This window comes from Variovorax sp. 01T439_2 (genome assembly GCF_056398445.1).
Window position 1 is genome coordinate 1 of the sequence record NZ_JBFTPJ010000365.1, and the last position, 6,199, is coordinate 6,199.

Sequence of the window (6,199 nt, forward strand, 5' to 3'; positions counted from 1 at the left end):
ACTTCGGCATCATCGGCACGCTGACCGAGTCGGACAAGGAATACCTCGCGCAGAACTTCGTGGCCTTCTTCCGGCGCGACTACAAGCGCGTGGCCGAGCTGCACCTGGAGAGCGGCTGGGTGCCCGAGGGCACGCGCATCGACGAGCTCGAAGGCGCGATCCGCACCGTCTGCGAGCCGTACTTCGACCGGCCGCTGAAGGAAATCTCGCTCGGCATGGTGCTGATGCGCCTGTTCCAGACCTCGCGCCGCTTCCATGTCGAGATCCAGCCGCAGCTGGTGCTGCTGCAGAAGACCCTGCTCAACATCGAGGGCCTGGGCCGCCAGCTCGATCCGGAGCTCGATCTCTGGCACACCGCCAAGCCCTTCCTCGAGAAGTGGATGGTCGACCAGATCGGGCCGAAGAAGCTGTTCCAGCAGCTCAAGGCCGAAGCGCCGCGCTACGCAAAACTCTTGCCCGAGCTGCCGCGCCTGCTGCACGATTTCCTGGAAAATCGGCCCGCCGACCACCGCCGCGAGCTGCTGGAACTGCTGGCCGCCCAGAAGCGCACCAACCGGCTGCTGCAGACCATCATCTACGGTGGCATAGGATTTGTATTGGGGTTGCTCGCCATGCAATTGCTGGTGCGCGTGAAATTGTTCTAGAGGAGTGTCCCCGTGCTGCTGACGCTGGTTGTCGTTTATCTGCTGGTCACCATCGCGATCGGCCTGTACGCCGCCAAGCGGGTGAAGAACACCACCGACTTCGCCATCGCCGGGCGGCACCTGCCGCTCTACATGATCGTGACGACCACCTTCGCGACCTGGTTCGGTTCCGAAACGGTGCTCGGCATCCCGGCCAAGTTCATCGAGGGTGGCCTGAACGGCGTGATCGAAGACCCGTTCGGCGCGGGCACCTGCCTGATCCTGGTGGGCCTGTTCTTCGCGGGCAAGCTCTACCGCATGACGCTTTTGACCATCAGCGACTACTACCGCGAGCGCTACGGCCGCGGCGTCGAGGTGGCCTGTTCGCTCATCATCATGTTGAGCTACCTGGGCTGGGTGTCGGCGCAGGTCACGGCGCTCGGGCTGGTGTTCAACGTGCTCTCGGCCGGCGCCATCCCCATCCCGGCGGGCATGGTGATCGGCGTGGTGTCGATCCTCGCCTACACGCTGTTCGGCGGCATGTGGTCGGTGGCCGTGACCGATTTCATCCAGATGATCATCCTCGTGGCGGGGCTGGCCTGCATTGCGGTGTTCGCCGGCAACATGGCCGGCGGCGCCGACAAGGTGGTGGCCTTCGCGGTCAGCAAGGACCTCTTCAGGTTCTGGCCCGAGCCCAGCTGGCACGACATGGTGTTCTTCTTTGCCGCGGCCATCACGATGATGCTCGGCTCCATTCCGCAGCAGGACGTGTTCCAGCGCGTGATGTCGGCCAACAGCGTCAAGTCCGCCACCCGCGGCCCGGTGATCGGCGGCGTGGCGTACATCCTGTTCGCCTTCGTGCCGATGTTCCTGGTGGCGAGCGCGCTGCTGATCATGCCGGAGCAGACCGCCGCGCTGCTGAAGGAAGATCCGCAGAAGGTGCTGCCCACGCTGGTGCTCGAGAAGATGCCCTTCGTGATGCAGGTGCTGTTCTTCGGTGCGCTGCTGTCGGCCATCAAGTCGACCGCCTCGGCCACCTTGCTGGCACCGAGCGTCACGTTCACCGAGAACATCTGGCGCCAGTTCCGTCCCGCGGGCACCGACCGCCAGAACCTCATGACCATGCGCATCACGGTGCTGGTCTTCAGCGCGGCCGTGCTGGCCTATGCCATCCGCATGCAGGGCACCCCCATCTACGAGCTGGTGTCGGGCGCCTACCAGGTGCCGCTGGTCGGCGCCTTCGTGCCGCTGGTGTGCGGGCTCTACTGGCGCCGCGCCACCACGCAGGGCGCCCTTGCTTCCATTGTGCTGGGCATCGGCACCTGGCTGCTGTTCCTGGCCATGCCCTGGGGCAGCGCATTCCCGGCCCAGCTGGCCGGCGTGCTGGCCTCCTTTGCCGGCCTGGTGGCCGGATCGCTGGCGCCGCAGTGGGTGGCCAACACCCGCACGCCGCACCGGATGCTGGCTGTCTAGGACGCCCCGAAGGGCGGGGCGCCCTTATAATCGAGGGCTTTGCGAGCGGCCCCTGCCTCGTTTTTGCGCCGCTTTTTCACTCAATTCCATGCCCATCTACGCCTACAAGTGCAGCGCCTGCGGCTTCGCCAAGGACGCCCTGCAGAAAATGTCCGATGCACCCCTCACGGTGTGTCCGGCGTGCGGCGCTAGTGCATTCGAGAAGCAAGTCACCGCCGCCGGTTTCCAGCTCAAGGGTTCCGGCTGGTACGTGACCGATTTCCGCGATGGCGGCGGCAAGAAGGCCGAGCCTGCGGGCGCCGCCAAGAACGGCGACGCCGCAGCCGCGCCGGCCGCCAGCACCGCGGAAGCTTCCAGCCCAGCGCCCGCCGCCGTCCCCGCCCCCAGCCCGGCCCCCGCGCCGGTTGCTGCCGCCAAGAGCGACTGAGAAGCCATCCATGCTCGCCCTGCGCAAATGGCTGTTCTCCGGCTTGCTGGTGATCGTTCCGCTGTTCATCACCCTGGCGGTGCTGAAGTGGATCATCGACACGCTGGACCAGACGCTCTGGGTGCTGCCCTCGGTCTGGCAGAAATGGCTGTACGACAACAACGTGCGCGGGCTCGGCGTGCTGCTCACGCTGGCCATCCTGCTGGGCGTGGGTGCCATTGCGAGCAATTTCGTGGGCAAGCGCCTGCTCGGATGGGGCGACGCCGTGGTGCGGCGCATCCCCGTCGTGCGCTCGATCTACTCCAGCGTCAAGCAGGTGTCCGACACGCTGTTCTCCGAGAACGGCAACGCCTTCCGCACGGCGGTGCTGGTGCAGTGGCCGCGCGAGGGAGTCTGGACCATCGCCTTCGTGACCGGCACGCCGGGCAGCGAGGTCATTGGCCACCTGGGCGGCGGCGACTACCTGGGCGTCTACGTTCCGACCACGCCCAACCCCACGGGCGGTTATTTCGTGATGCTCAGGCGCAGCGACTGCATCGAACTCAAGATGAGCGTGGACGAAGCGCTCAAGTACATCGTCTCGATGGGAGTGGTCGTCCCCGGCGGCCCGTCCTCCCTCGCGAACAAGTAAAAAAACGCGCCCCTGCGGCGCCGGAATCCAAGATATGGCCATGCGTACTCACTATTGCGGTCTCGTGACCGAAGCCCTGATGGGCCAAACCGTCACCCTGTGCGGCTGGGTCAACCGCCGCCGCGACCATGGCGGCGTGATCTTCATCGACGTGCGCGACCGTGAAGGCTACGTGCAGGTGGTGTGCGACCCCGACCGCGCTGCCACCTTCGCCGTGGCCGAGAACCTGCGCAACGAGTTCTGCGTGCAGGTCACCGGCCTGGTGCGCGCACGCCCCGAAGGCACCACCAACGACCAGCTCAAGAGCGGCAAGATCGAAGTGCTGTGCCATGAGCTCAAGGTGCTGAACCCCTCGGTCACGCCGCCGTTCCTGCTGGACGACGACAACCTCTCGGAAACCACGCGCCTCACGCACCGCGTGCTCGACCTGCGCCGCCCGGCCATGCAGCGCAACATGATGCTGCGCTACAAGGTGACGATGGAAACGCGCAAGTTCCTCGATGCCAACGGCTTCATCGACATCGAGACCCCGATGCTCGGCAAGTCCACGCCCGAAGGCGCGCGCGACTACCTCGTGCCCAGCCGCGTGCACGACGGCAGCTTCTTCGCGCTGCCGCAGTCGCCGCAGCTCTTCAAGCAGCTGCTGATGGTGGCCGGCTACGACCGCTACTACCAGATCGTGAAGTGCTTCCGCGACGAAGACCTGCGCGCCGACCGCCAGCCCGAATTCACGCAGATCGACATCGAGACCTCGTTCCTTGCCGAGGAAGAGATCCGCGAGATGTTCGAGGGCATGATCCGCAACGTGTTCCGCAACGCCGCGGGCATCGACCTGCCGGTGTTCCCGACCATGACGTACGGCGACGCGATGTTCAAGTACGGCTCGGACAAGCCCGACCTGCGCGTGAAGCTCGAGTTCACCGAGCTCACCGAACTCATGAAGCGCGTCGAGTTCAAGGTGTTCTCGAACGCCGCCACCATGCAGGGCGGCCGCGTGGTCGCACTGCGCGTGCCGGGCGGCGGCGCCGAGGGCGGCCTTTCGCGCGGCGAGATCGACGCCTACCAGGAGTTCGTCAAGATCTACGGCGCCAAGGGCCTGGCCTACATCAAGGTCAACGATGCCGCGGCCGGCCGCGAGGGCCTGCAGAGCCCGATCGTCAAGAACCTCGACGATGCCTCGCTGGCCGAGATCATCGCCCGCACGGGTGCGCGCAACGGCGACATCCTGTTCTTCGGTGCCGACAAGGAAAAGATCGTCAACGACGCGATCGGTGCGCTGCGCGTGAAGATCGGCCACAGCGCCTTCGGCAAGAAGAGCGGCCTGTTCGACGACCGCTGGGCGCCGCTGTGGGTGGTCGACTTCCCGATGTTCGAATTCGACGAGGAAGGCCAGCGCTGGAGCGCCGTGCACCATCCGTTCACCGCGCCGAAGGACGGCCATGAAGACCTCATGGACACCGCGCCCGAGAAGTGCATTGCCAAGGCCTACGACATGGTGCTCAACGGCATCGAGATGGGCGGCGGCTCGGTGCGTATCCACCGCGAGGAAGTGCAGAGCAAGGTGTTCCGCGCGCTCAAGATCAGCGCCGAGGATGCGCAGCTCAAGTTCGGTTTCCTGCTCGACGCGCTGCAGTACGGCGCCCCGCCGCACGGCGGCATCGCCATCGGGCTGGACCGCCTGGTCATGCTCATGACCGGCGCCGAGTCGATCCGCGACGTGATCGCCTTCCCCAAGACCCAGCGCGCGCAAGACCTGCTGACGCAGGCGCCGAGCCCGGTCGACGAGAAGCAGTTGCGCGAGCTGCACATCCGGCTGCGCAACGTACAGCAACCCGCCTGATGCGCCCATGACCGCCAGCACTCGACCCTGGAAGATTCCGGAGTCGGTGCTGGTCGTCATCCATACGCCGGCGCTCGAGGTGCTGCTGATCCGCCGCGCCGACGCAGAAGACTTCTGGCAGTCCGTCACCGGCAGCAAGGACCTGGCCGACGAGCCACTGGCGCTCACCGCGGCGCGCGAAGTGGCCGAGGAAACCGGCATCCGGTGCGGGGAGGGCAGCCCGCTCGCACCGCAGCTGGTCGACTGGCAGCTGCGCAACGTCTACGAGATCTATCCGCGCTGGCGCGCGCGCTATGCGCCCGGCGTGACGCACAACACCGAGCACGGGTGTGCAGGGCATCGGGCTGGCCCGGCGCCTGGAGATCCACAACCTGGGGCATGCCATCGAGCAGCTCGATGCCGACATCGTCTGCCTGCAGGAAGTGCGCAAGATGAACCGGCAGGCCGCGCTTCGCTTCGAGCGCTGGCCCGAGCTGCCRCAGGCCGACTTCCTCGCGCCCGAGGGCTATACCGCCGTCTACGAAACCAACGCCATCACGCGCCATGGCGAGCACGGCAATGCGCTCCTGACGCGCTGGCCGGTGATCCGCACCGGCCACCAGGACATTTCCGACCACCGCTTCGAACAGCGCGGCCTGCTGCACGTCGTCATCGAGGTGGAGGGGCGGCCGGTGCATGCCATCGTGGTGCACCTGGGGCTCATCAAGGGCAGCCGCGTGCGGCAGGTGGCGCGGCTGCGCGAGTTCATCGAACGCGAAGTGCCGCCCGGCGAGGCGGTGGTGGTTGCGGGCGACTTCAACGACTGGGGCGCGCGCATGCGCTACGCCATGAACGCCATGGGCCTGCGCGACACCAGCGACCTGCGCGGGCCGCGAACGCTCACCTACCCCTCGCGGCTGCCGGTGGCGCAGCTCGATTTCGTCTACGGGCGCGAGCTCGAGCCGGTGGCCTGTTCGGTGCCGCGCGGCCCGATCTGGGCGCGCATGTCCGACCACCTGCCGCTGGTGGCCGATTTTGCGCTGGCATGAATGGCGCCGGCGCGGTGTTCCCCGCCGGCCCCGGCTGGAATGCGTTCGCTGATACCATGCGCGGATGCTGAGGAAAACCGACGTGGAACCGCGCCCTGACGGCAACAACGACGACGAGGGCACCCCCGTCTCGGTGAAGATCCGCGAGCGCCTGACCGCCGCGCGCAGGCGCTTCAA

General features: G+C 66.6%; 6 protein-coding genes and 2 pseudogenes. All 8 read left to right on the top strand.

The window, feature by feature from the left end:
• A partial coding sequence (locus AC1DOC_RS17705) for a protein kinase family protein (protein ID WP_478130176.1) occupies positions 1-644 on the top strand: 644 nt, incomplete at its 5' end.
• 12 nt (positions 645-656) lie between these two features.
• Positions 657-2,096 carry a high affinity choline transporter 1 gene (locus AC1DOC_RS17710; protein WP_278876663.1) on the top strand — a complete coding sequence of 480 codons (1,440 nt, stop codon included), beginning with the start codon at positions 657-659 and terminating at the stop codon, positions 2,094-2,096.
• 88 nt (positions 2,097-2,184) lie between these two features.
• Positions 2,185-2,523 (top strand): FmdB family zinc ribbon protein, encoded by a 339-nt coding sequence (locus tag AC1DOC_RS17715; protein WP_015866898.1) that lies wholly within the window; start codon positions 2,185-2,187, stop codon positions 2,521-2,523.
• A 10-nt stretch (positions 2,524-2,533) separates the two neighbouring features.
• Positions 2,534-3,154, top strand: a complete 621-nt coding sequence (locus AC1DOC_RS17720; protein WP_015866897.1) for a DUF502 domain-containing protein — start codon at positions 2,534-2,536, stop codon at positions 3,152-3,154.
• A 34-nt stretch (positions 3,155-3,188) separates the two neighbouring features.
• A complete protein-coding gene (aspS, locus tag AC1DOC_RS17725) occupies positions 3,189-4,994 on the top strand; it encodes an aspartate--tRNA ligase (RefSeq protein ID WP_015866896.1) in 1,806 nt (601 codons plus the stop codon).
• A gap of 7 nt (positions 4,995-5,001) precedes the next feature.
• Positions 5,002-5,319 (top strand): annotated as a pseudogene (gene nudB / locus AC1DOC_RS17730) (dihydroneopterin triphosphate diphosphatase); the annotation flags it as partial.
• A 4-nt stretch (positions 5,320-5,323) separates the two neighbouring features.
• Entirely contained in the window at positions 5,324-6,022 is a 699-nt protein-coding gene (locus AC1DOC_RS17735; protein ID WP_478130177.1) for an endonuclease/exonuclease/phosphatase family protein, read from the top strand.
• Between the two features lie 64 nt (positions 6,023-6,086).
• Positions 6,087-6,199: pseudogene (locus AC1DOC_RS17740) on the top strand (GTP cyclohydrolase I); the annotation flags it as partial.